The 22796-nt window shown below is 62.3% G+C and carries 20 protein-coding genes; 4 read left to right on the top strand and 16 right to left on the bottom strand.

Annotation, left to right across the window (positions count from 1 at the left end; genetic code table 11):
- Positions 1–95: 95 nt before the first annotated feature.
- The 4 genes from HKL97_RS05855 to HKL97_RS05870 form a co-directional block, all read right to left on the bottom strand.
- Positions 96–839: an energy transducer TonB gene (locus HKL97_RS05855; protein ID WP_291423377.1), complete on the bottom strand. Its 744-nt coding sequence runs from the start codon at positions 837–839 to the stop codon at positions 96–98.
- A gap of 106 nt (positions 840–945) precedes the next feature.
- Positions 946–3255: a TonB-dependent receptor gene (locus HKL97_RS05860; protein WP_291423379.1), complete on the bottom strand. Its 2310-nt coding sequence runs from the start codon at positions 3253–3255 to the stop codon at positions 946–948.
- A 205-nt stretch (positions 3256–3460) separates the two neighbouring features.
- Positions 3461–3865 (bottom strand): biopolymer transporter ExbD, encoded by a 405-nt coding sequence (locus HKL97_RS05865; protein ID WP_291423382.1) that lies wholly within the window; start codon positions 3863–3865, stop codon positions 3461–3463.
- A gap of 10 nt (positions 3866–3875) precedes the next feature.
- On the bottom strand, positions 3876–4556 hold the full coding sequence (locus tag HKL97_RS05870) for a MotA/TolQ/ExbB proton channel family protein (RefSeq protein ID WP_291423384.1): 681 nt from the start codon (positions 4554–4556) through the stop codon (positions 3876–3878).
- A 143-nt stretch (positions 4557–4699) separates the two neighbouring features.
- Between HKL97_RS05870 and HKL97_RS05875 the strand changes: the two genes are divergently transcribed.
- Positions 4700–5638 carry a DMT family transporter gene (locus HKL97_RS05875; RefSeq protein ID WP_291423387.1) on the top strand — a complete coding sequence of 313 codons (939 nt, stop codon included), beginning with the start codon at positions 4700–4702 and terminating at the stop codon, positions 5636–5638.
- Here HKL97_RS05875 and HKL97_RS05880 read toward each other — a convergent pair.
- The 5 genes from HKL97_RS05880 to HKL97_RS05900 all read right to left on the bottom strand — a co-directional run bounded on the left by HKL97_RS05880 (position 5556) and on the right by HKL97_RS05900 (position 12614).
- Positions 5556–6620 (bottom strand): AraC family transcriptional regulator, encoded by a 1065-nt coding sequence (locus HKL97_RS05880; protein ID WP_291423389.1) that lies wholly within the window; start codon positions 6618–6620, stop codon positions 5556–5558. The two genes, HKL97_RS05875 and HKL97_RS05880, sit on opposite strands and share 83 nt — an antisense overlap.
- A 143-nt stretch (positions 6621–6763) precedes the next feature.
- A complete protein-coding gene (locus HKL97_RS05885; RefSeq protein ID WP_291423391.1) occupies positions 6764–7069 on the bottom strand; it encodes a hypothetical protein in 306 nt (101 codons plus the stop codon).
- Positions 7070–7168: 99 nt separating this feature from the next.
- Entirely contained in the window at positions 7169–10246 is a 3078-nt protein-coding gene (locus tag HKL97_RS05890) for an efflux RND transporter permease subunit (RefSeq protein WP_291423393.1), read from the bottom strand.
- A complete protein-coding gene (locus tag HKL97_RS05895) occupies positions 10243–11304 on the bottom strand; it encodes an efflux RND transporter periplasmic adaptor subunit (protein ID WP_291423394.1) in 1062 nt (353 codons plus the stop codon). Before HKL97_RS05895 ends, HKL97_RS05890 begins: the two co-directional genes overlap by 4 nt.
- Positions 11301–12614: a TolC family protein gene (locus HKL97_RS05900; protein ID WP_291423396.1), complete on the bottom strand. Its 1314-nt coding sequence runs from the start codon at positions 12612–12614 to the stop codon at positions 11301–11303. Before HKL97_RS05900 ends, HKL97_RS05895 begins: the two co-directional genes overlap by 4 nt.
- A 188-nt stretch (positions 12615–12802) precedes the next feature.
- Between HKL97_RS05900 and HKL97_RS05905 the strand changes: the two genes are divergently transcribed.
- Positions 12803–14071 carry an Hsp70 family protein gene (locus HKL97_RS05905; RefSeq protein WP_291423398.1) on the top strand — a complete coding sequence of 423 codons (1269 nt, stop codon included), beginning with the start codon at positions 12803–12805 and terminating at the stop codon, positions 14069–14071.
- 24 nt (positions 14072–14095) lie between these two features.
- Here HKL97_RS05905 and glnQ read toward each other — a convergent pair whose 3' ends face one another.
- The 3 genes from glnQ to glnH form a co-directional block, all read right to left on the bottom strand.
- Entirely contained in the window at positions 14096–14818 is a 723-nt protein-coding gene (gene glnQ, locus HKL97_RS05910) for a glutamine ABC transporter ATP-binding protein GlnQ (RefSeq protein ID WP_408820747.1), read from the bottom strand.
- A 2-nt stretch (positions 14819–14820) separates the two neighbouring features.
- The gene (gene glnP / locus HKL97_RS05915; protein ID WP_291423402.1) at positions 14821–15477 is read right to left on the bottom strand and encodes a glutamine ABC transporter permease GlnP; all 657 of its coding nucleotides are present in this window, start codon (positions 15475–15477) and stop codon (positions 14821–14823) included.
- A gap of 75 nt (positions 15478–15552) precedes the next feature.
- The gene (gene glnH / locus HKL97_RS05920; RefSeq protein ID WP_291423404.1) at positions 15553–16320 is read right to left on the bottom strand and encodes a glutamine ABC transporter substrate-binding protein GlnH; all 768 of its coding nucleotides are present in this window, start codon (positions 16318–16320) and stop codon (positions 15553–15555) included.
- A 558-nt stretch (positions 16321–16878) separates the two neighbouring features.
- On the opposite strand from glnH, the gene HKL97_RS05925 reads away from it, so the two are divergent.
- On the top strand, positions 16879–17556 hold the full coding sequence (locus HKL97_RS05925) for a TetR/AcrR family transcriptional regulator (RefSeq protein WP_291423406.1): 678 nt from the start codon (positions 16879–16881) through the stop codon (positions 17554–17556).
- 185 nt (positions 17557–17741) lie between these two features.
- Here HKL97_RS05925 and HKL97_RS05930 read toward each other — a convergent pair whose 3' ends face one another.
- A complete protein-coding gene (locus HKL97_RS05930; RefSeq protein ID WP_291423408.1) occupies positions 17742–18911 on the bottom strand; it encodes an acyl-CoA dehydrogenase family protein in 1170 nt (389 codons plus the stop codon).
- A gap of 460 nt (positions 18912–19371) precedes the next feature.
- Here HKL97_RS05930 and HKL97_RS05935 point away from each other — a divergent pair, with 460 nt between their 5' ends.
- Entirely contained in the window at positions 19372–20187 is an 816-nt protein-coding gene (locus HKL97_RS05935; protein WP_291423410.1) for an IclR family transcriptional regulator, read from the top strand.
- 73 nt (positions 20188–20260) lie between these two features.
- On the opposite strand, the gene aroE is transcribed toward HKL97_RS05935, so the two are convergent.
- The 3 genes from aroE to HKL97_RS05950 are packed head-to-tail and all read right to left on the bottom strand — an operon-like array spanning position 20261 to position 22785.
- Entirely contained in the window at positions 20261–21091 is an 831-nt protein-coding gene (gene aroE / locus HKL97_RS05940; protein ID WP_291423412.1) for a shikimate dehydrogenase, read from the bottom strand.
- Positions 21088–22320 (bottom strand): CaiB/BaiF CoA-transferase family protein, encoded by a 1233-nt coding sequence (locus tag HKL97_RS05945; protein WP_291423414.1) that lies wholly within the window; start codon positions 22318–22320, stop codon positions 21088–21090. The genes aroE and HKL97_RS05945 overlap by 4 nt, the downstream gene beginning before the upstream one ends.
- Before the next feature lie 15 nt (positions 22321–22335).
- Complete coding sequence (locus HKL97_RS05950) at positions 22336–22785, bottom strand: MaoC/PaaZ C-terminal domain-containing protein (RefSeq protein ID WP_291423416.1); 450 nt, start codon at positions 22783–22785, stop codon at positions 22336–22338.
- Positions 22786–22796: the final 11 nt, after the last annotated feature.

Raw genomic sequence — 22796 nt, forward strand, 5'->3', positions numbered from 1 at the left:
AACGCATCGGCACGTTGCTCAACGAGTTCAAACCACAGGAATGCGCAAACTACTTCAAAAACTCAGGATACGCGTCAAATTAGGTGAAAGAGACTCTAATCCGCGTCGATGCTGACAGCCGCCAGGCGGAAGTCCACCGCCACGGTTATCTGATAGGTGCGCCCGGCGAAGCCGGACGGCGGGGCAGGGTAGTGCGCGATCCGCGCATCTCTGAGCGCCGCCGCATCCAGCAGCGGAAACCCGCTCGAGCGCGTCAGCGCGATGTTGGAGACCACGCCGTTCAGATATGTGAATGTAAGCTGCGGCGAGCCCGCCTCATGCGCCATCTGCGCGGACTGTGGGTAGACCTCGTTTGCATGTGCCTGTAGCGCTGCTTTGATCGCGGCGCTGAAAACGTCCACAGCGCCGGCGCTCGGCGCGGGCGGCACCACGGGCTGCGGCGGCACCGGCACCGGTGGCGGCTTAACGGCTTGCGGCGGCGTGGGCAACGTCTTGGGCAACGGCTTGGGCACAGGAACGTGCCGTACGACATGCCGCACCACATGATGCGCCGCGGGCTTTGGCGGCGGCGGCAATGGTTTGGCCACCGGCTGCACCACGGGCTGAGCCACGGGCTTGGGCGGCACTGGCACTGGCGGCGCTGGTTTGGGGGCAGGCGGGGTGATAACCGAAAGCTTCACCACCGCAGGGGTTAGCGCAGGCGTCTGCTTATGCGCCATTATCGGCATCAGCAGGCCAAGCGCTGCCAGCTCGAGCAGCAGCCCCACGCCCATCGCGGTGGCAAAGCGGAGGTTTCCGGTATCCGGGGTGAGCCAGGAGGAGTTCATTGTCTCAGACATTTGTACCAAATCTATCGTTTTCAATATGACATTCTAACGCATCAAGGCCCGGCTTACGCCGGGCCTTGACTTACGCAGCCGTGGTTTCTCTAAACGGTCACAAACTTCAGAAGTTGATCGGCACTGAGAGTGAAACGAAGGCCGAGGTTCCGCCCAGCACATAGTACCAGGTTTGGCCTGCCGCATCGGTGCCGTTGTCGAAGATCGCCTGCTTCTGATTGGTGATGTTGTCCACGTTCAACTTCACTCTGATCTGGCTCAGGTTCGGGTTGAGATGGTTGAACGTATAGCCCGCCGCGAGGTTGACGACGTTATACGGATTGTACCAGCCGCCCGGGGATTTGCCGACGGCCGGGCTGTTGGCATAAGCGCCGATCCCAGTTGTGCCGGAATACTCGCCGCCGGTCCACTGGTCGATCACCGAGCCATAGATGCCGTTCTTGTCGTAAATTACGCCGAAGTTGGAGGTGAATTGCGGCGCCTGGGTGATGTAGGCGTTGGTGGATGTCTTGAACGCCTGGTTATAGCCCGCGTTCGCAAACAGGCTGAGGCCGTTATCGAAGCTGTAGGTCGTGTCACCTTCGATGCCGCGATAGATCACGCCGCCGCGGTTGAAAAAGATCTTGTTGTTGCCTGAACCGCTATGGTCGATGTAGTTCTGGAAATGGATATTGTAGATATCCCCGCCCATCGCCAGATGCGGCCCCTGATAGGCAAAGCCGGTCTGGAAGTTGATGGTGCTTTCAGGCTTCACACTCTCGATCGTAATATCGTTGGTATAGAAAGTGTTCAGGTTCGGCGCCAGGAATCCTTCGGCGGCCTGACCATAAACCGAGAGGTTCGGGTTGATGTCGTATTTCGCCTCGAAGGAGGGGAGCATTTTGTCGTAGTTGTGCTGGAAACCCTGCGGCGATTGTGTGGTCTGGTTGAAGGGTGCTTTCAACGCGCGCTTGAAGAAAGCGTATTTCAGACCGGCGGTTAGGGTCAACCCGTCAATCGGCTTGTAGTCCACCTGCCCATAAGGCTGGAAGGTGTAGAGCTGGTTATACTGCAAACGGTCGATGGTGGGCCCGGTGCCATTGGCGAGATAGTTCGGCACGGCGCCCGCGTTCAGGATCACTTCCTGCTGGAAGCGGGTGTTCACCTGATGGTCGAACCACAGGCCGGTCTTGATATCGCCCCAGTCGAAATCCTTCTGCAAACGCTGGATGGTGCCGACCGAGCGGTAATCCATCTTCATCTGCTGGCCTGGAACGCCGGTGACAGCCGCGCCGCCCGGCGTGTAGGCAACCAGATTCGGAACCGCGCCGGCGGGCAGCGCCTGCCCGGGCAGGCCCTGGCCGTTGGCATCGGCGCCGTTCAGCCCGTGGTGGTAATAGCCATAGGTATAAATTTTGCCGTCATAGAGCCAGCCCGCACCAAAGTTAGACTGTACATCGATGTAATTCATATCGGTTACGATATGGTCGGCGTTGTACTTGTTGTAGTTCTGCTGGGTTGGGTCGGTGCTGTTGGCGTAGTTCGAACCATAAAAAGCGAGCTGGTCCGAGGTCGTGCCGGTGGCGAAATTCTGGTATAATTTCTGGTAGTCGGTCATCAGCGTCACAGTGGTGTTGTCACCAACCGGGATCACGATTTTGCCGAAGAAATTGGTGCGTTCCTGTCCGGTGTTGGTCAGGCCGCCGTTGCTCTGAATGTGCTCAGCATCAACCACCGCCGCGGTGCCGTTGGCGGACTGGATGGAGCCGGTATCATAACGCACGCCGCCCAGGTTGGTGTCATAGCTGCCCCATTCGCCATACGGCGTAATGGTGCGCGTCGCTGCCGGGTCGATGGTACGCAGCGAAATGGTGCCGCCGAAGGTGGCATCGCCCACGGTTTCCGCCGTGCCGGGGCCGCGGTCCACAATGGTCTGGCCGATCTGGCTGGCGGTGAAGAACGAGGTCGAGTGATGCGTGAAATCGTTGGAGTCGCCAAAGGGGATGCCATCGAAGGTCACGTTGTACTGGCCATCGGAGAAGCCGCGGATGGTCGGGCCGTTGGCTTCCTGCAAACCGGGGCCGTTCGGGCTGATCGCCGAGACCGAAGGCGTGAGTTTAGCAATATCAGCGAAGCTCTGCGTGCCGATGAGCAGGTTCTCGATGGTCTTTTTGCTCACCACCGAGGTCGGCTGCGTGGAGTTCAGCGGCGTCAGCGAGGGGGCTTCGTTCGGCGCGGTGCCGGGTGTGCTGGCGAGCAGCGCGGTATCGGCCGTGCCGGTGGCGAGCACGGCGCCGAGATCGAGGTTCACCGGCGCTGTGCTGGTTTGCGCATGCGCGGATGCGGTGGCAAGAACCAGCCCAGCCAGGGCGAATGCCAACGCCCGGTGCGAGGAGGCCCGGCGCAAGGCGCGCCGGAACGTGTTTGCGGAATTCATTATTTAAAGCCCCTGTTTTATGATCGCGCCCGTCCCAATGCGAGCGCCGTCGTTACACGGGCTGGGCGATACTCTACCGCAGTGCAAAAAGCGGTGTCAGTTTCGCTAAGAATCCATGACCCTTTTGTTGCAGGCTGGCCGCGATAAAAAACCCGCCGGACCATGTGGCCGGGCGGGTTTTCTTAAGTCATAACTTTAAAAAAACCTAACTTGCGCCTGGCGCCGGTTGGGCGGCGATACCGATATCCGAAACCCCGGCCTTACGGGCGGCATCGATCACGCTCATGAAATCCTGAAATGGCGTGGTCTTGTCAGTGGCGATCGTCAGGTCGGTCTTGTCGGGCGCGCCGTCGGCCTGGAACATGGCCGTCAGCTGGTCAGGCGTCATCACCTGGTCCTTCACCTTGATCGTCCCGTCGGGCAGCACGTTCACGGTGAATTTCGGATGCGGCAGCGTATCAGCCTGGCTGGAGGTCGGCAGTTGCAGGCTTACCCCGGCGTCGGGGATCATCTGCAATGTCACGATAACAAAGAACACAAGCAGGAACAGCATTACGTCGATCATCGGAATGATCTCGATGCGCGCCTTGCGGCGTTCGAAATAGCGCATTTTCATCGGTTCAGGCGTTCACCAGCCGCGGGCTGGCCTGGGTCTTTGGCGCCGCGCCGCGCGAGGGCACCATGGGAGAACCGTCCGTGCGGTTCACGATCATCATCTTCATCGAGTCGAGCTGGTGCACGATCAACTGCACCTGGTTGCTCAGGGCGTTGAAGCCGGTGAGCCCGAGCATGGCGATGAAAATACCAAACGCGGTGGCGACCAGCGCATCGGCGACGCCGCCGGTCACTTCGGCCGGGGCGTGGCCCGGCTGGGCCAGCACGTTAAAGGCGTGGAACATGCCGATAATGGTGCCAAACAGGCCGAGCAGCGGCGCCAGGGTTACCACGGTGTCGAGAATCCACAGCCGGCGGTCAAGCATCGGGGCGATCAGCATGATCGACTCATCCAGCCGGTTGGCCATGCCCTCGGCATCGGCGGTGTCGAGATGGCGGATCGCGGTATCCAGCAGGGCGGCTTCCGGCAGGCTGCCCGCGGCGTGCAGCAGGCCCGTGAGGTCCTGGTGTGAGAGAGCGGATTTTTCGGCGGTTGCGCGGATGATCGACTTGCCGCGCAGGATTGTGCTCCGCAGCGACCAAGCGCGGTCGATCATAACGGCCAAGGCCACCAGCAGCAGCGTTGCCAGGACATAGAGTACCCCATCCGAGTAGCCGGCGAGATAAATGATATACGCGATGCTCAACTTTTTAACCCCTAATGTGTTTAGGTGGCCGATACATCAACTTGCCTTCCCGCAGTGTGATAGATTTGTGTCAGTAACGTTCTCCCGCGCGGCGGACCTTGTGGTTTTGCCCCGCGGGCGCCCTCGGGCTAAGACCTCACCGTATGACTCACTCAACCGCCACCGAGGGGCGCGGAAAGATCCCTCCTGAGCTGGTTCTGGTATCTATCACCATGATCTGGGGCTTCACCTTTCTGGCCATCAAGCTGGGGCTGGCGCATGGCGGCGCCCTGGCGCTGGTGGGCCTTCGTTTTGCCATTGGCGCCGTGCTGCTCGTTGTCATCACCCGCCCGTCCTGGCCCCGCCTGGCGGAATGGCGCGCCGGATTTTTCATCGGCGCCTCGCTCTTCGCGGGCTATGCGCTTCAGGCCCAGGGCCTGACCGACATCGCCTCCAGCCGCTCGGCTTTTTTCACCGCTCTTTATGTGCCCCTGGTGCCAGTGCTGCAGTTGCTGTTGTTTCGCAAGCCCCCGGGGTGGAGCGGCCTGCTCGCCATCATCCTGGCATTCGCCGGGCTTGCCCTGCTCGCGCATCCCAAGGGCGGCGTGTTCCGGCTTTCCCTGGGCGACATGCTGACCCTCGCCGCCGCGCTGGCCTGCGCGCTCGAGATCATTCTGCTCAGCCGCTATGCTCCGCGCTGCAATCCGCAGCGGCTGGCGATTGTGCAGATGAGCGTGGTGGCGGTGCTCAGCCTGGGCGCCAACCTGCTTACCGGCGCCGCGGTGCCCTGGGGCTACCCGCCGTTCTGGTACAGCACCATCGGCCTGGGAGCCGCCACGAGCGTCATCATGTTTGGTCAGGCCTGGGGGCAGGCGCACGTCCCGGCGCTGCGGGCCAGCGTTATCTTCGCCATGGAGCCGGTCTGGGCGGGGGCCGTGGGCGCCGTGGCGGGCGACCCGATGGGCCTCGCCACCATCGCCGGCGCCGGCATGATCGTGACCGGCATCCTGGCCGAGCCGTTCAGAAGGTTTTTGGCCCGCAAAGCCGCTCCGCCCGCACCTGCTCGGGCGGCGCGCCAAACCAGCGGCGGCACGCCCGGCTGAACGGACTCAGCTCGGCATAGCCCAACAACTGGCCGATGCCTGAGATCGAGAGATGCGGCAGCGACAAATAGCTAAGCGCCAGCGCCTGGCGCACTTGCTGCACGGCGTCTGAGTAGCTGAGGCCAAGCTCCCCCAGGCGCCGCTGCAAGGTCCAGCGGGCGATGCCCAGCGCATCCGCCACCTCTTCCATGGGCGGGTATCCATCGGGCAACCGGGCGCGAATCTCTCCGCGCACGCGCTCAGCCAGCGGTACGGCCCCGCGCGGCAACCGGCGCATGCACGCCTCCGCCAGCAGGCGCGAGAACCTGCCCGCATCCGTGCCCGGCATCGCCCGGTTCAAATCGCGCGGGCGGAAGGCAATGGCATTGGTACGCTGGCCAAAATATACCGGCGCGCCAAATGTCTCCTCATGCTCGCCGCAATGCCCAGGGTTCGGATGCTCGAAATGCACCTCCTCGGGCACAAACCCCGGGCCGAACGCATGCCGCAACAGGTTCTGGAACATCGCGATGGTCAGCTCCGCATCCTGGCGCCGGTCGAATATCCGCCAATCGAGAATCCGGTACTCCAGCCGCAGCAACCCGCTCTCGGCGCGTAAGCCTACCTGGCTGGCCTCCTGGTGCAGCGGAAACAGATCCACGAACTGGCGTAACGCGGTGCCGATGGTGGGCGCGGCCAGCGCGACATCGCCCACCAGCCCGTGGCTGAAGGCCGGGAACTGCCGCCCATAGCGCAGTCCGAAACTGTCGCAGCGGGAAATTTTCGCAGCCCGCTCCATCATGTCCACATAGGCTGAAAGCGCCAGGCTGCCCTCGCTGGCGCCGTTCAGCCGGCTGGCATCAATCCCCGCCGGTCCCATTACCCGGCCGGCATCCGCACCGATTTTATCAAGAAACGGCAAAAGTCCCAAAGTCGCCACCAGGGCGACCTGCGCGCACCCGCTCTGTTCAGCCTGGGTCTGTTCAGCCGGCTGGCTTATCATTTCAAACTCCGCCCTTCGTCCCGGGTGCGGTGCGCATGGCATATCCCGAAGTTCGCAAGCTAAGCCGATAACGATCCGGCGTGCAACCCGCCCGGGATCACCGGGCGGGCTGCGTATCCGGCAGATTTTTAGGAGCTTTCTCTCTAATCGTCGTCGTTACCGCCGCCAAAGCCGACCACGATTGCCGGTGGCGCGTAGTAAGCCGGGGGCGGGGCGTAATAGGCTGGCGCCGGTGGCGCATAATACTGGGGCCGTGGATAATACCCGCCGCCCCAACCGGCCTGCCAATGGTCTTGCCGGCCGTCATCGCCGCCGCGCTGCTGGTGGTGCCAGCCATCGCCGCCATGGTCGCGCCAGTCGTCGGCCTTGGCCGCCTGCGTCATTGCCAAGCCGATGCCCAGCGTCAAAGTGGCAATCAGAAGTTTAGTGCGCGTCGCAGTTGTTTTCATAAACCGGCCCTCCAGAGCTGATGTTTTCCATTATGCGGAAAAACGGGTCAGCCTCGGGGCGGCATCAAGGCGCAAACAAGGCAGCGCGTTACAAAAAATTTATGAAATTTCCGGCTCGCTCTTGCGTTCGCGCAGCAGCCAGAGCAGCACGGGGAGTGCCAGCAGGACCATGGGGAATTGGACGAGCAGTCCTGAGATGATGGCGATTGCGAGTGGCTGCTGCATCCCAGCGCCCTGGCCGAGGTCGAGCGCCAGTGGCAGCAGGGTGAGGATGGCGGCGAGCGTAGTCATGGCGATGGGCCGCAGGCGGTTGACGCTGGCGGCGATCAGCGCTGCGCGGGTGTCCATATCCTGCGCCAGATGATTGTATTCGCTGACAAAGAAAATCGCCATTTCGGTGGCGATGCCCACGATCATCGTCATGCCCATCAGCGCGGTGATGTTCAGCTCGATTCCGGTGAGCCACAGCCCGGTGAACACCGCGGTGGTGGAGAGCAGCGAGGTGCCCATGATCGCGAACACCAGCGAGAACCGCTCATAGAGAAATAGCAGCAGCGCGAATTCCGCCAGCAATGCGGCGATGAACACGCGCATCAGCCCGGCGAAGGCGATCTGCTGCTGCTTATATAGCCCGCCCAGCGTGTAGGTGACCCCAGGGCCGAGCACGCCGGGCTTGGCCAGCGCGGTTTTCACATCCGCGATCACGCTGCCGATCCCCCGCCCGCTGATCCGCCCCGTTACCGCGACGATCTGCTGCAGGTTCTCGCGCGTGATCTCGGGTTGCCCGGCAGCGATGGAAAAACGGGCGATACTGCCAAGCGGCACCAGCTTGCCGCTGGGGGTGGCAATGGGAATTGCCGCCAGCGCATCGGTGTTCGCCTTGGCGCCGGGGTCGAGCTGCACGCGCACCCCGGTCTGCTGGTTCTGGCCTTCCAGCGTGGTCACCACGCTGCCGTTCAGCTGCGTATCCAGGCTGGCCGCCACGCTTGCCGGGTCCAGCCCCAGCATCGCCGCCCGCGCCGGGTCAACGTGGATTTCATACGCATCCCCCGCCGGGACGATGCCGTTTACCACCGAATTCACCCCCGCGATGCGGCCCAGCGCAGCGGCCACGCGCAGCGCCGCCGGCCCCAGCTGGCTCGGGTCCGCCGCCGCCAATTTCACCTCGATGGGCTGCGGCACCCCGGTCAGATCCCCGATCTCATCGCCCATCAGCTGATGCAAATCGGTATCCACGCCGGGAACCTTGGCGGTGATCTGTTCGCCAAGCCGCTGCATCACGGCGTCGATCCCCGGCCGGGTGCCAACCGGGGTCAGCCGCACCACGATATCGCCCTGGTTCGGCTCGTTCAGGTCGCCGCCAAACCCGGCCCCGATCCGCGTCGAGAAGCTCTCCACCGCCGGGTCGGCGCGCAAAATACCTTCCACCTGCGCGATCTCGCGTTGCGTCTCCCCCAGCGAGGTGCCGGGCGCGCTCTGGTAATCCAGAACGAACCCGCCTTCGTCGAGATTGGGCATGAAGCCGGTTTGCACATGGTTGAAGGAAAGTGCCCCCACCACCAGCAGCCCCGCCACCGCGCCGCCGAGCAGGGCAGGGTGCCTGAACACCCGGGCCAGCAGCGCGCCATGGGTGCGCGTCAGCCAGCCGGGCTTGTCCATCTCCGGGTCGTGCCATTTGCTGAAATTGATTAACCGGCTCGCCAGCAGCGGCACCGCGAAGGCGGTGAGCAGCCAGGAGGCAAACAGCGTGGAGGCCATGGTGATGGAGAGCGCCTTGAAGAACGCCCCGGTCACGCCGGAGAGAAACCCCAGCGGCGCGAACACGATCAACGTCGCGGCCGAGGAGCCGGTGAGTGGCGCCAGAAACTCCGCGCCATCGCTCAGAACCCGGTTCGCCACCGGCACCGCCCCCGGCTCATGGTCCGCCGCATATTGCCCGCTGGCACGGCGCGCCAGGTGCTCGATCATCACGATCACATCGTCGATCACCAGCCCGACCGAAGCGGCCAGCCCGCCCAGGGTCATGATGTTGAAACTCATCCCCAGCAGCGAGAGCACCAGCACCGCCGCCGCCAGCGAGGCCGGCACGATCAATACCGCCAGCAGCGTGATGCTCCAGCTGCGCAGGAAGAACAGCAGCACCAGCGCCGCCAGCCCTACCCCGATCAGGATCGCATCGCGCACCGAGCTCGCGGCCGCCACCACCAGCGTGCTCTGGTCATACCATTTGCTTAAGCGCACGCCGGGCGGAATCTGCGGCGCGAACCCCGCCAGCGCCTGCTCCACCGCATGCGCGATTGCGACCGAGTTGCTGCCCGGCTGCTGGAACAGCAGCACGGTTACCGCCTGTTTGCCGTCCGCCGAGACAGCGAAATACTGCGGTGTCACCCCTGCATGCACACGGGCGACATCCGAGAGCCGCAGCACGCCATCCGGCCCGCCGCGCACCACGATATGCTTCACATCGTCCACCGTGTGCAGCGCATTGGCGCTCATCAGCAAATAGAGCAGGTCGTGGTCTTCCACCCTTCCCACTGATTGCAGCACATTCGCCGCCCCCACCGCCCTGGTCACATCCCCCAGCGTTAAATGAAACGCCGCCAGCAGATGCGGGTTCACATCAACCTCAACCTCCGCCGTATCGCCGCCCTGCACCTGCACCCGCGCCATGCCGGGAATGGCCGAGAGCAGCGGCACGATCTGGTATTTCGCGAGGTCGCGCAATTTTACCTGGCTCACGCCGGGCGAGGTGAGGGCATAGGCCATGAAGGGGAATACCGTCGGGTCCATGCGCAGCACGGTATAGCTGGTGCTGGGCGGCAGGCTGGGCAGCAACTGCGCTACTGCGGCGTTCACCCCCAGCGTGGCGGCGGTCATATCCGCCCCCCAGCTGAAATCAATGATCATCTGCGCCGCCCCGCGTGAGGTCGTGGAAGTCACATCCACCACCCCCGGCACTGCGCGCACCGCCTGTTCCATCGGCTGCGTCACCTGCAGCATCATTTGCTGCGCCGGTTGGCTGCCGGTGCTTATATTCACCCGCACGCGCGGAAACGCCGTCTGCGGAAACAGGCTGATCGGCAGCGAGAGCGCGGAGAGGATGCCGCCAAAGGCCAGGGCAGCCGCCGCCAGCAGCACCGAGCGGCGGTGCCGGTTCAACCAAAGTGCGAATTTCAATTCCCGGCTCCGCTCGCTATCCGCACCGCGGTGCCGTCATCGAGTTGATACGCCCCAATGGTGACCAGCGGCAGCGCCGCATTCAGCCCCGCCGCCGCCAATACGCTCTGCCCGCCCGCGTTGCCGAGCACCCGCACATCAACCCGGTGCGCGATGTTGCGCGCATCGAGCTGAAATACGTAACTCCCTTGCGCATCGCTCTGCACCGCGTCGCGCGGCACCACATAGCCGTTCAGCTGGCCGGTGGTGATCACCGCCGCCACCGGCGCGCCCAGCGGCAGCGCGCCGTGCGGGGCAAGCATCACATCCTGCAACCCGCTCTGCGGATTGGGCATCGCCGCCACCAGCGCGACCTGCCCGTCCACCACCGCGCCGCCATCGTTCAGCAGCGTGATTTTCGCCGTATCGCCGGGGAGGATACTGCCCGCCTGCGCCGGGGTCACACCCGTTACCGCCACCAGATGGCCGTTCTCGTCCAGCCGCAACAACCCGCTGCCCGCCGGCTGAATACTCCCCGGCGCCACCAGCACGGCGGCAACAACACCCGCGAACGGCGCCACGATCGTGCGCGTCCGCCCCGCCCCCGCGGCCTGCAACGCCTTAAGCGTGCCACTGGCATCCCCCACGGCCTGCTCGGCCGCCGCCAGATCCGCGTTCGTCGCCAGATGGCTCGCCAGCAACGCCGCCACATGCGCCCGCGCCGCTTGCGCCGCCGTCAGCGCATCGCGCGCCTTGCGCAGCTCCGCGACCGAGGGCGCATCCGCCGCCAGCGTTGCCAGCACCTGCCCGGCGGCCACACTTTGCCCCAGGCTCACCGCCACATTGCTGACAACGCCGCTGGCCTGCGTGGAGAGTGTTTGCTCCGCCCCCGGCCCGGCGGCCACGCTGCCATAGGCCGTCACGGTGGCGGGCAGGCTGCCGGGGGCAAGCTTCATGGTGTTCACCAGCACGCTCGGCGCCGCCGTTGCTGTGGCCACCGGGGTGGGGGCAAATACCCACCACGCGGCCCCGGCCAGTAACAGCAGGGGCAGGAGCATCCAGGGGCGAACAAACTTCATGCGGCGGGTTCCATCGGCGCGGTGGCGATTGCTGGCAGGCCAACCCCGGTTAAGGTTTCCAGCGAGAGCCGGGCGGTCAATAATTGCACCCGCAGCGCAATCGCCTCGCGCGCGCGGCTGGTGGCAGCACTCTGCAACCCGGCGGCGCTGGCCGCATCCAGCGCCCCGCTGGCGAACGCGGCCCGCGCTTGCGCCGCGATTTTCGCCGCGGCTGCGGCCTGGATGTCAGCAGCGGCGCTCTCATTCTGCAACAGCGCGATGCGCGCCAGCAGCGCCCGCGCCCCGGCATCCGCGCTGGCCAGGCTGGCCTGAAACTGCGCGGCCAACTGTGCCCGCGTGGCGCTTGCCTGCGCGATGGCGCCCCGGTTGCGGTTGAACAGCGGCAGGCTCAGGCTCACCTGCGGCCCGGCGCTCCACACATTGCTCGTGTCCCGCCCGCCGGTCGCGCCGATGCTCACGGGCAGAAACTGCGACAATATCGCCCCGCGCAGCTTCGCATCCGCCTGCTCGTAGCCAAAGCGCAGCGCGATCAAATCCGGCCGCCGCTGCGCCAGTGAGTTGATGGCGTCCTCGACCGCCGCCGGGTTTAGCGGCTGCACCGGGCTCAGCGCTACCGCCACCTCGGTGCCCGGCTGCAACCCCAGCAACGCGTCCAACTGGTCGCGGTCCTGGTCGCGCGTCTGCACCGCCGTGTTCAACGCGCCATCCACCGCCGCCAGATCCGCCATGCTGACCGATAGCGCCGCCACGGTGAGGTTATGCGCGGCCACCTGCGCCTGCGTCGCCGCGTTCACCCGCGCTAGCGCGTCATGGTCCGCCCGCAGCGTGGCCAGGCTTTGCGTATCGCCGTGCAGCATGATGCAAAGCTGCTCAGCCTGGCTGGCCACCTGCCATTCCTGCCATAATATCTGCGCGTTCACCTGCGCCAGCCCGGCCTTGGCCGCGCGGACATTCACCCGGTAGGTCACCAGTGCCGACACATCCTGGCTCAACCCCCCGGCCAGCGCCGGCATGCTTCCCGGCCCGCTGAGCAGCGCCGAAAACCCGGCGCTCAGCGAAGGATCCGGCACCAGCCCCGCGCTCAGCAAATCCGCCTCGCCCACGCCCCGCTGCGCCCGCGCCGCCACCAGATACGGATCGTTCAACACCGCCAGCGCCGCCACATCCGGCAGGCTCAACGCCCCGCCCAGAGGCACCGCGCCGCCACCCGGCAACTGGTTGCGCAACCCGGAAACCGAGGCATGCAGAGAATCATGCAGAACAAGCGGCGCAGGATGATAAACCGCGCAGCCGGAGAGCCCCAGAAACAAGCCCGTTCTCAGGGCGATCCGATAGTATCGCGGCAAGCTCATATGATCAGTGTGCCTCAAAGTTCCCGCGTACACTAACCCACCCGCCGCCCCCTTGTCACATATGACGGAACTGTCATCCTGCCTGGCCCTTGCGCCGCCGCGGCGTCTGCGCTTGAAGCCCTTCTCCTTGAACATTGGGCCCCTGAATGACAAAGCTGATCGGTATTGATTTTGGCACCACCAACAGCGTGGTGGCCGTGCTCTCGCCCGATGGCAGCGTGCAGACCCGGCGCTTCGCCCTTGGCGCGGCGGAGTTTGACGTGTTCCGCACGGTGCTGTGCTTCTGGAGCGAGCAATCCAAAGGCCGCAGCCACATGCACCATGCCGCTGGGCCGCAGGCCATTGAGGCCTATCTGGACGACCCGCTCGACAGCCGGCTCATCATGTCGATGAAAACCTATCTTGCCCAGCACAGTTTCACCCAGACCAATATTTTTGGCCGCATCTTCACCCTCGAGCAGATGATCGCGCTGTTCCTTCGCGCGCTGCTCGGGACCGGGCATGCCGGCGCGCACATCATCGCCGGCCGGCCCGTGCGCTTCGCCGGAGACTTCGCCGATGATGATTTCGGTGAGGCCCGCCTGCGCGCCAGCTACGCCGCTGCCGGTTTCCCCGCGATTGACGTGGCGCTTGAACCCCAGGCCGCCGGCTATCGCTTCACCCGCGGCCTCTCCGCCCCCGCCACCGTGCTGGTGGGCGACTTTGGCGGCGGCACCAGCGATTTTTCGTTGTTGCGCTTCACCTCCGGCGCCGCGCATCCGGTGGTCTCGCTCAGCCATAGCGGCATCGGCATCGCGGGCGACACCTTCGACTACCGCATTATCGACAACGTGGTCTCCCCGCAGCTAGGCAAGGGCGGCACTTATAAGGTCATGGGTACGGATTTGCCGGTGCCGGTGGAATATTTCTCCGGCTTCGCGCGCTGGCACCGGCTTTCGCTCATGCGCACGCCCCGCATCCTGCGCGACATCGAGGAAGTCGCCCGCGCCAGCGCCGACCCCTCGCGCCTGCGCAACCTGATTGCCCTGGTGCGCGATGAAGCCGGTTATCAGCTCTACCAGACTGTCAGCGCGCTAAAGGCTCAGCTCTCCAAAGCTCCAACGGCGCGGCTACACTTCGCGCATGAAAAACTGGTGATCGACAGTGAAGTCTCACGCGCTGATTTTGAATCCTGGATCGCCCCGGATGTGCAGCGTCTGGCCGCAACGGTTGATCAGGCGCTGGAGCGCGCGGGGGTTACGGTGGAGGAGGTCGACCGCGTTTTCCTCACAGGCGGTACATCGTTTGTCCCCGCGGTGCAGCGCATTTTCACCGAGCGCTTCGGCGCGCAGCGTATCTCGGCGGGGGGAGAATTCGTCTCGGTGGCCGAGGGGCTGGCGTTGATCGGCCGTGACCGGCTGGCCGCCGCGGCCTGACCTCACCGCCGCGCCAGGCGCGCCTTATACGACATGTTGCAGGAAATCCCGTAATCTTTCGCTCGGCGGGTTGGTCAGAAGCTCGCCGGGCTTGCCGTCATGCGCGATTTTGCCGCCCTCCATGAACAGCAGCCGCGTTCCGGCCTTGCGGGCAAATTCGATCTCATGTGTCACGATGACCATGGTCATGCCCTCTTCCGCCAGCGTCTGCATCACCTTCAGCACCTCCTGGCGCAATTCGGGGTCCAGCGCCGAGGTCGGCTCATCGAACAGCATTAGCTTCGGCCGAATGGCCAGCGCCCGGGCGATGGCGACGCGCTGCTGCTGCCCGCCGGAGAGCTCGGCGGGATAGTGGTTGGCGCGTTCCGAGAGGCCAACCTTCTCCAACAGGGCCAGCGCCAACTCGCGCGCCTCACGCCGCGTTGCCTTGCGCACGCGCATCGGGCCGAACATCACATTTTCGAGCGCCGTCATCTGCGGGAACAGATTGAACTGCTGAAACACCATGCCGGCTTCGAGGCGGATATTGCGGATATCGTTGCGTCCGCCTTTTACACTATATCCGTCGACACGGATGTCGCCGCCCTCGATTGATTCAAGGGCATTGATGCAGCGCAGCAGCGTAGACTTTCCCGATCCGGACGGGCCGATGACAACCACAACCTCACGGGGCATGATCTCAAGGTTGATGCCGTTGAATATTTTGTGCGGGCCAAAACTTTTCTGGACATTGGAGAATTCCACGATGCTCATAGGATCGGCATCCTTCTTTCAACATATTGCCAGAACAGGCCAACGGCACTGAGCATCACGAAATAGATCACGGCGACAGCCGACCATATTTCGACAGCTCTGAAATTATCAGCGATGATTTCCTGGCCGGTGAAGGTTAGTTCGCTTACGCCGATCACCAGCAGCAGCGAGGTATCCTTTAGGCTGGTGATGCACTGGTTGCCCAAAGGCGGAATAAGCCGCCGGAATGCCAGAGGCCCCGTGATAAAGACCAGAACCTTCCAGAACGGCAGGCCCATCGCCAGCCCGGCTTCGGTTAGCCCCTTAGAGATTGAGAGAAGCGAGCCTCGGACAATCTCGGCGACATAGGCGGAGGAGTTGATGGCAATGGCGATAATGCCTGCCGTAACGCCTTGAATCCTGACATGCATAAGAATGGGCAGCGCAAAATAGATGAACATGATCTGCACGATGAGAGGCGTGCCGCGGATAAAGGCGACATAGACCTGCACCAGGGCATTAACCGGCATCGGCCCGAAAGCGCGCAGCATCCCAAGCAGCATGCCACCCGATATGCCGAGGATCAGTCCGATGGCGGCTATGAAAACGGTAAGCTCAGCCCCCTGCAATAACTGTGGGAGAGCCGCGATGACAGCAGACCAATCAAAGGACATTGGGTCTCTCCCCTGGCGAAAACATTGAAACCGGATCAGCCGGGCAGCCGGGTTACCGGCTGTCCGGCCAAGGCGTTATTTGGGTTCGAACGCGGGCTGCATTCCGAACCATTTGATATATGTGGCCTTGTAGAATCCGTCAGCCGAAAGCTTCGACAACTCGGCGTTGATCTGCGGCACCAGCGGGCTGCCCTTCGGGAAGGCAATGCCGTAATACTCACCGCTTTCCATCGGCGGTGTCAGCACCCGCACCAGGCCCTTGCCGGCGGTGTTGGCATAATAGACCACATTCGGCGTGTCGTGAATCACGGCGTCCACGCGCCCCGCCTGCAAGGCCAGCAAGGCATCGTCAATATTGGGGAAGCTTACCATCTGGGCATTTTTTACATTGGCCTTCACCCAGTCGACTGTCGCCGTTCCGGTTTTAACGCCGATCTTTTTGCCAGCGAGATCCGCCGGCGAGGTGATCGCCGTGTCGTTCTTGGCGACAACCGCCGTCAGGCCGCTTGCATAATATGGCTCTGAGAAATCAATCACTTGCGCCCGTGCCGGGGTAATGGTTATGCCCGAAATCGCGACGTCGATGTTTTTGGTCTGCAGCGCCGGGATGATACCGCTGAAATCCATCGGTTGCCATTTGAACTTCAAGCCGAGATCGCTGGCGATCTTGGTCCAGAGATCAATGTCAAATCCTTGTGTCTTTCCATTGTTGCTGAATTCAAAAGGCATAAATGAAACATCTGTGCCGACGGTGAGAACCTTCCCCTCGGCGAAAGAGGCTTTCGCACTACCTGTCAAAGCGAGCGCGGCGGTAAAAATTCCAAGGAGAAGCCGACGGCGCATGTTAAGTATCCTTCCTGATAAATGTACAAAAAACGTTTAATATCGTGCAGCAACGGCGCCAGCAGGGAACAGTGGTCAGGAAGAGAGGATAAGCCAACCTGCCCGGGAGCACTTCGCGGACATTTCTTCCGCTCATTACTCTGCGTAACTTTCAAAAATCTGTCAAAATCTTTCTGCGAAGACGTGTGGCAATCCTGATGACCTTATGTCCGAGACCGGGATATGTTGAGGTTAAAAAAAATCATTCCCCATAAAGGGCCAGAATCAGTGGGATATGTCAACGGGCCAGAACCGCTTGGACGCCGTGAAGATCAGCGGGGCGCCGCCCTCCTGGCCGGGGCGTGCTGCCGGCACGGAAACTGGAACGCGCCGGGTGAAATGGACCAGAAAGCCCTGTTAACAATGGAGGGATTACCATGCCAGCCGGGATAAGTGAGGCTTGGGCCCGTTGTTTCAAAAAAAACCACCTAATTTACAAGATTGTACGTGGAGCCTCTTTGTAACCAGCGAAATTAGTGGCAGTTTATCCTGGAGAGTTGGACGTAAGGAATAAATATCATGCAACCATCTGGTGAAGCTGAAATTTTAGCGCCTGATCTGCAGTCGCAGAGCGGCCGGTCGCGCGACCCGGAGCGCACCAAACAGGACATTTTGGATGTGGCAACGGAGGAGTTTGCAGCCAAGGGCTATGCGGGCGGGCGGGTGGATGCGATTGCCGCCAGAACACAGACCACCAAGCGCATGATCTATTACTATTTCGGGAGCAAGGAATTGCTCTATAGCTGTGTGCTGGCGCGCGCCTATCGCCGTATACGCCAGATCGAAGAGTATTTGGATCTGGACCGCCTTGACCCCGAAACGGCATTACGGCGGTTGGTGGAGTTTACCTTTGATTATCACGATGCGCATCCAGATTTCGTGCGCTTGGTGATGATTGAGAATATCCACAACGCCGAGTATGTAAAAAGCTCCGAGGAAGTACGGCAGGCCAATCGGCCGGCGATTGTGATTTTAAAAAACCTTCTGGAACGCGGCCGCCGGGAGGGTGTTTTCAAACGCGAGATCGAGCCGGTTGATTTGCATCTCATGATCAGCGCTTTGTGTTATTACCGGGTTTCAAACCGCCATACATTCGGGACGATTTTCGACTGTGATCTTACTGATCCCCGCGTACGCGAGCGCCAACGCAGAATGGTTACGGATACAATCGCAAGTTTTCTACTGACGACGGACTAGAACCGGATGACATGAGTTGGAATGGCTGTACGATTCCAACTCATGTCATCCGGCTAATGTTGCGCAAAGATTGCGTAATGCCAAGGTTTTCAATATTGGAAATGAAGATAGGGGCGCGGCTGGATGCGATTTGACATCGCATCCTTATGGGCGAGGGGCCAGCCTACTGGAACAGCGGCTCCAGATCAGATTGTCCCGAACAGCGCCTCCCCGTGCTTTAACAGCCCCCGCGCAACGACAACCCGGTGAATTTCCGAAGTGCCGTCGAATATCCGGTAAATGCGTGCGTCACGGTACAGCCGCTCTATGGGCAGGTCTGCGCAGTACCCCATGCCGCCGAACACTTGCACGGCGCGGTCAGCGACGCGGCCCAGCATCTCTGCCGCATAGACCTTGACCATGGAGATCTTTTCGCGCGGGTTTCCGCCGTTATCAATTTCCGTTGCGGCGTCGAGCACCATCCAGCGCGCAGCGTTGATCTCTATCGCGCTATCTGCGAGCATTTGCTGCACCAGTTGAAAATCGCCGATGGCCTGCCCAAATTGACGGCGCTGCTTGGCGTATTCGAGCATCAGATTCAAAAGCCGCGTGGCTTTGCCGACTGCGCGCGCGCCAACTTGCGCGAGCCGCACGCGCCCCAATGTTTCGAAGATCATCCGCAAGCCGCTCCCCGCCTCGCCCAGAAGATTTTCAGGCCCCAGAGCTACATCGTCGAAGGACAATTCAACATGGCTGGTGCCGGTCAATCCCATCATTTTTTGGTTCCGGCCAATGACGAAGCCCTGGCTTCCCTTATCCACCAGAAATAATGAAATGCCTTTTGCCCCAAGATCCGGATCGGTTACGGCGGAGACAACAAAGAAATCGGAAAACTCACCGTCGCTGATGAAGTGTTTGGAACCGGTTAACCTCCAGCCATCTCCCTCGCGGACCGCACGGGTTTTCAGGCTCGCCGCATCGGACCCTGCTCCCGGCTCTGTGATGGCGATTGAAAAAGTCCGCTCTCCCCGAACCGCCGGCAACAGCCAGCGCTCACGCTGCGCGCCGCTGGCGCAGAGCAAAACCTCATACACATTGCCAAAAGCACGCCGGATGAGGATGTCCTTTGCGTGGCCGAACTGCTCCTCCACTAACATGGTCTCAACCGCCGAAAGTCCGCCTCCGCCAAATTCTTCAGGAATATTCATGGCGTAAAATCCGTTCGCGCTTGATTTCTCGAAGAGCGCCTGGGCTTTTTCCGGTTCCAGATAGCCTTTTTCTTCGATTTCATCCTCAAGCGGCAGGAGTTCTTTCTCAACAAAGCGGCGAACGGATTCGACAAGCATCTTCTGCTCGGATGTCAACTTCATATCCATGTTAGCGTTTCCTAAGGTAGAATTCATTGTCTTGTAAGTCAGGGAAAGCGGGCTGCCGGTCCATTCGGGAGCTTCAGTTAGGCTCGGCCATGACGTGCATCAGCGGTCTGAGTTCCAGCGATACCCAACGGGTGCTGAGCCTGCGCGGCAGCTTTTGGCAATCTTCCAGTGGTGCATTCCTTGCCGCTTGCCCCGCAACAATTCCAGCGCCCAAAGTGCGCGCGCCAAAAAACTTCCTGCCACCCTAAATCTCCACTTAAAAATAATGGAATCTGGTTCCAAAATGGAATAATGTTCGTATTTTGTCAATGGTCGCGTTGGTGATGTGGGTCTCGCGCATGGGGGGAGCGCACAGATCAGGCAGGTGACGCCACAGCAGCCCGGCCGGCGGTGTGTGTGATAACTTCACGGGGGAGGCGATTTGCTCTCTTCCCTGGATGTGTGGGATGGAATCGTTGTCATGTCTTCTATTTTAGATCGTGCGTTAAATATCGTGGAGATCCTCGCCAACAGTCCTGGCGGGTTACAGCTTTATGTCATCGCGGAACGTCTGGACATTCCGCGCAGCGCCGCGCACCGGTTGCTGGGCGAACTCGCCCGGCTTGGCTATGTTGAGCAGGATGAGATCACCACGCTGTATCAGTTGACGCTGAAGGTCGCTTCGCTTGGCCAGACTTATCTCTCGCTCAATGGTATTCTCGACATCGCGCAGCCGGTCCTTGAACGGCTGGCGGAGAAAGCCGGTGAACTCGTGCGCCTGGGCATTGTCAATGATCATCGCCTGACGTGGATCGCCAAGGCGCAAGGGGCGCGCAGCGGCTTCCGGTATGACCCGGATGCGGGAATGGATGCGCATCTTGCCTCCACTTCAAGCGGCCATGCCTGGCTTGCCACAATGTCAGATGAGGAGGCGTTGCGGCTGGTCAGCCGTCAGGGGTTTGGCGATTCCGCCAAACTCGGCCCGAATGCCGCCATGACCGTGCAGGCCTTGCTTAAATGCCTCGCGCTGACGCGCCGGGATGGGTATGCGCTCAATCTGGAGAGTTCGGCACCCGGCCTGTCGGCCATTGCCGTCGCGATCCAGAAGCCGGGGACAACGCGTACGATTGGCGCGCTCAGCATCGCGGGGCCCGCCACGCGACTTTCCGAGGCGCAACTCCGCGCCCTGGCCCCCGAGCTGCGTGCCGCGGCGGGGGAACTCTCGGCTGCCAGCCTGGGGTCAAGCTATTTCGGCGGTGTCAGGCACCTTACCCGATCTGAAGAGGGGGCTGAGTAGCTTTACATCAAATCACTTTATTGGATGTAAAGCCATCATGCTCCCGGCGCCGGGATGCCCGGCGGATGGGGCATTACGCCAGTTTGACGGTCATTTGATTGATCATCCCGGCCGTGTCCGGCCGGATGCCGCGCCACCAGGCAAAGGCTTCCGCGGCCTGTTCCACCAGCATGCCCACGCCATCGGCCAGGCGTGTTACGCCAGCTTCACGCGCCAGCCTCAGGAAGGGGGTGAGGCCCTTGCCGTATAACAACTCATAGGCCAGAGCCCCGGAGCGGAACACGCTGGTGGGTACGGGGGGTAACTCCTGGTGCAGGCTGGCTGAAGTGGCGTTCACCACCACGTCGTACTGGCCTGCGCGCTCGCCGGACAGGGCCTCGTACCCGGTGGCAATGATGGTGCCGTGAGACGCGAACTGTTCGCTGATCGCAATAGCCTTGGCCAGTGTGCGGTTAACAATGACCAGCTCTTCCGGCTGCTCGTGCAAAAACGGCAGCAGCGCGCCGCGTGCAGCCCCCCCGGCGCCCAGCAACAGAATGCGCTTGCCCCGCAACGCCACGCCGAGATTGGCCACGATGTCTCTTGTCAGCCCAAGCCCGTCGAAATTCTCGCCTTCGGCTTTGCCGTCCGCGAAATTCAGGCAATTCACCGCGCCGGCCAGCTGCGCGCCCGGCTTCAGCCTGTCGGCATAGGCAAAGGCGTCGAGCTTGAACGGTGTGGTGATGTTCACGCCCATCCCGCCCGCGGCACGGAACGCATCGATTTCGGCGGCGAACCCGCCGAGCTTGCCCTCAATGGCGGTGTAGGTGAGGTTCTGGCCGGTTGCTTGCGCGAAAGCCGTGTGGATTGCCGGTGATTTGGTGTGCCCGATCGGGTTGCCGATAACGGCGTAGCGCGCGCTCATGTCAGTTGGTCCACGGCAGGCTCGTTATATAGCACGCCCTCGCGCACCAGGGCATCGATCTCGCCGGCGCTGTAGCCGAGCGCCTGGGCGATGCTCACATTATGCTGGCCCATCAGCGGGGCGGGGCTGCGCGGGGAGGTGTCGCAACCGGAGAAGCGGAACGGAAGGTTGGGCAGCTTCACCTTGCCGAGGACCGGATGGTCCTGCTCCACGATCATGCCGCGCGCGATCGTCTGGGGGTCGGCCAGAACCTCGTCGATCGTGTTTACCGGCGCGCAAGGCACGCCCGCCGCATCCAATGCCGCGGCGCAGGCGGCGCGAGAGGGCTGGGCCATGGTCCAGGTCCGGACATAGTCCAGTGCTGCGAGCCGGTTGGCGTTGCGATTCACCGAACCGTGGAAGCGTGTATCGGCCGCCAGGGCCTCGCCGCCGATCAACCGCGCCAGCCGCTTCCATGCATCGTCCACCTGGGCGGCGATCACCAGATTGCCGTCCCGCGCCGGGAACACGCCGTAGATGGTGGATTCGGACTGGTCATGGCCAGTTTGTACCGGGATCTCCGTACCCCCGCTCATGTAGTAGCACTGCACGGCGTAATCGTGGATGGAGATCATGCAGTCGTACAACGCCATGTCGATGTGCTGCCCTTTACCGCTCGTGACACGGCCGAGCAGCGTCGCGCACACGGCGGCCACGCCGTGGATGCCTGTGTACATGTCCGCCACGGGAATGCGCAGCAGCGGCGGGGGCTCGCCCGGTACGCCAAGCTGCGCCAAGGCACCGCTGCGCGCTTCGGCGATCAGCCCAAAACCGGGGCGGCCGCTATCAGGCCCGGTGTGGCCGTAGGCCGAGACCGAGCAATAGACGAGCTTCGGGTTAAGTTCCGAAAGCTGCTTGTAGCCGAGCCCGAGTTTCTCCAGCGCGCCGGGGCGGTAGTTTTCCACGAACACATCGGCGGTGGCGATGAGCTTGTGCATCAACGCCAACCCGCGCGGGTCTTTCAGGTCGATGCAGAGCCCCTGCTTGCCCATGTTTTGTTGCAGGAAATAGCCGCTCTGGCCGTCCTTGATCATCGCGTGGGTGCGCCCGGCGTCGCCCTCCCTCGGGCGTTCCACCTTGATGACCTCTGCCCCCATGGCGGCAAGGCAGCGTGAGAGGAACGGTCCGGCAAGAAAATGACTGTAATCGATGACGCGAATGCCGGCGAGCGGCAGGTTTTGTTGGGTCATGGTTCTGCTCCTGGTTCAGGCGGTGGGCCGGCGCGGAATCATCAGCCGGTGCTCGCCCGTCTGCACGATCTCGCCATGCTGGTTGATGAGATCGGAGGGCAGGGTGAGAATGCCCCAGCCTGGGCGCTTCGCCTCGCGCTTGGTGCCGACACGGAATTTCACATGCACCGTATCGCCGAGCTTGATCGGCAGCTTGAATGCCCATTCCCAGCCAAGCGACATGCCTGGTACAAAGCGGTAGCCGGCGCGGGTCTTCAGCCCGTCGGCCAGAGAGAGGCCGAGCAGCCCGTGCGCCACGCGCGTGCCGAAGGGAGTGGTTTTGGCGTATTCCTCGTCCATATGCACCGGGGTGAAATCTCCGGTGAGCTCCGCATAGGCATTCACCATCGCTTCTGTCACGGTCACGCCTGGGGTGGTGCATTGCGTGCCGGGGATGGCGTCGTCCCAATAAAGGTCTTCGGTCATTGTTGTTTCTT

The sequence above is a fragment of the Acidocella sp. genome, assembly GCF_013044125.1.
In the GTDB taxonomy this organism is placed as follows: Bacteria; Pseudomonadota; Alphaproteobacteria; order Acetobacterales; family Acetobacteraceae; genus Acidocella.

What these genes read in the sequence shown, in the direction of transcription:
- HKL97_RS05945 (WP_291423414.1), bottom strand. Translation starts at nt 22,320, where the DNA reads ATGACCCAACAAAACCTGCCGCTCGCCGGCATTCGCGTCATCGATTAC.
- HKL97_RS05905 (WP_291423398.1), top strand. Translation starts at nt 12,803, where the DNA reads ATGACAAAGCTGATCGGTATTGATTTTGGCACCACCAACAGCGTGGTG.
- HKL97_RS05880 (WP_291423389.1), bottom strand. Translation starts at nt 6,620, where the DNA reads ATGATAAGCCAGCCGGCTGAACAGACCCAGGCTGAACAGAGCGGGTGC.
- HKL97_RS05865 (WP_291423382.1), bottom strand. Translation starts at nt 3,865, where the DNA reads ATGCGCTATTTCGAACGCCGCAAGGCGCGCATCGAGATCATTCCGATG.
- HKL97_RS05860 (WP_291423379.1), bottom strand. Translation starts at nt 3,255, where the DNA reads ATGAATTCCGCAAACACGTTCCGGCGCGCCTTGCGCCGGGCCTCCTCG.
- HKL97_RS05855 (WP_291423377.1), bottom strand. Translation starts at nt 839, where the DNA reads ATGTCTGAGACAATGAACTCCTCCTGGCTCACCCCGGATACCGGAAAC.
- HKL97_RS05950 (WP_291423416.1), bottom strand. Translation starts at nt 22,785, where the DNA reads ATGACCGAAGACCTTTATTGGGACGACGCCATCCCCGGCACGCAATGC.
- aroE (WP_291423412.1), bottom strand. Translation starts at nt 21,091, where the DNA reads ATGAGCGCGCGCTACGCCGTTATCGGCAACCCGATCGGGCACACCAAA.
- glnP (WP_291423402.1), bottom strand. Translation starts at nt 15,477, where the DNA reads ATGTCCTTTGATTGGTCTGCTGTCATCGCGGCTCTCCCACAGTTATTG.
- HKL97_RS05875 (WP_291423387.1), top strand. Translation starts at nt 4,700, where the DNA reads ATGACTCACTCAACCGCCACCGAGGGGCGCGGAAAGATCCCTCCTGAG.
- HKL97_RS05925 (WP_291423406.1), top strand. Translation starts at nt 16,879, where the DNA reads ATGCAACCATCTGGTGAAGCTGAAATTTTAGCGCCTGATCTGCAGTCG.
- glnH (WP_291423404.1), bottom strand. Translation starts at nt 16,320, where the DNA reads ATGCGCCGTCGGCTTCTCCTTGGAATTTTTACCGCCGCGCTCGCTTTG.
- HKL97_RS05930 (WP_291423408.1), bottom strand. Translation starts at nt 18,911, where the DNA reads ATGGATATGAAGTTGACATCCGAGCAGAAGATGCTTGTCGAATCCGTT.
- HKL97_RS05895 (WP_291423394.1), bottom strand. Translation starts at nt 11,304, where the DNA reads ATGAAGTTTGTTCGCCCCTGGATGCTCCTGCCCCTGCTGTTACTGGCC.
- HKL97_RS05885 (WP_291423391.1), bottom strand. Translation starts at nt 7,069, where the DNA reads ATGAAAACAACTGCGACGCGCACTAAACTTCTGATTGCCACTTTGACG.
- HKL97_RS05935 (WP_291423410.1), top strand. Translation starts at nt 19,372, where the DNA reads ATGTCTTCTATTTTAGATCGTGCGTTAAATATCGTGGAGATCCTCGCC.